Source organism: Salinispora goodfellowii, assembly GCF_059570675.1.
Window position 1 is genome coordinate 1 of sequence record NZ_JCANTD010000096.1, and the last position, 1,144, is coordinate 1,144.

Sequence of the window (1,144 nt, forward strand, 5' to 3'; positions counted from 1 at the left end):
ACGCCGTGGCCCAACCCGGCAGCACCATCACCACCGGCAAACAGTGGCTCCGCCCCGTCCACGCCGGCAACGGCACCCCCGACGACTACACCGACGTCAACGCTGAAGGCAAGATCGCCGTCGTCACCCGCAGCGACGAGGTCAGCGCACCCGACCGGGCCGCCGCGGCGGCCGCCGCCGGAGCCGAACTGCTCCTGGTCGTCAACGACAACCCCGGGATCCTGTACGAGGATGTCGGCGAATCGCCCATTCCGGTGGCCAGCGTCCACCGTGATATCGGAAACATCCTGACCAGACTGGCCGAATACGGGATGCCGCCGCTGAAGGTCACCCAGGAGAAATACCCCGACACCACCTATGACCTGACCCAGGTCTGGCGGGAACAGGTGCCGGACCAGCCCCTCACCTACCATCCCAGCCACCAAGACCTGGCCCGAATCGACGCCCGATACCACGCCGTCCACGACACCGAAGGCATAGGCTACCGCGCCGACACGGCCATCGGCCACGCAGTCGGGGTTCTCGAACCGGAGTGGTATCCCAGCACCCGTACCGAATGGGTCACCCCGGGTATCCCCTGGATCGAGGGCCACCTACAGGATGACCTCGTCATAGCGGCGGACGCACATACCTACGCCAAGGGCACGACCACCAGAGTGGACTGGTTCGCGCCCGCCATCCGGCCGGCCTTCAACCATTCATCCTATATTCGAAACAGCCGGTACCAGGACTACATGACTCTCAGCCCGCACCCCTGGAGCCCTTCGGGCGTGCTCGACTACGGCGGGACGATGGGGAATTCCGCCCAGGAACACATCAAGCTCTATCAGGGCAACACCCTGCTGCACGAGAGAACCACGGGCTCCGCCCTGCAGCGCAAGGAGGTGCCGGCCGGCACCCTGCCGTACCGGCTGGTGTTGGACGCGTCGCGCTCGGCAGACGACTGGCGGCTGTCGACCCGTACCCACACCGAGTGGGACTTCATCTCCAGCACCAACGACGCCGACCGGTACGACCCCGTCCCGCTCACGCTGCTCCAACTCGACTATGAACTGGACACCGACCTACGAGGCGACGTCGAGGCCGGCACCCGCCAGCAAATCAGCATCACCGCCAGACCCCAGCCCGGCGGCTCCGGCACCGG

Annotated in this window: 1 protein-coding gene; it reads left to right on the plus strand. The window is 66.4% G+C overall.

Translation table 11 applies throughout. From position 1 onward, the window contains the following. Positions 1-1,144, plus strand: a 1,144-nt coding sequence (locus T398_RS26785) for a PA domain-containing protein (protein WP_496450579.1), incomplete at both ends; no start/stop codon positions are given.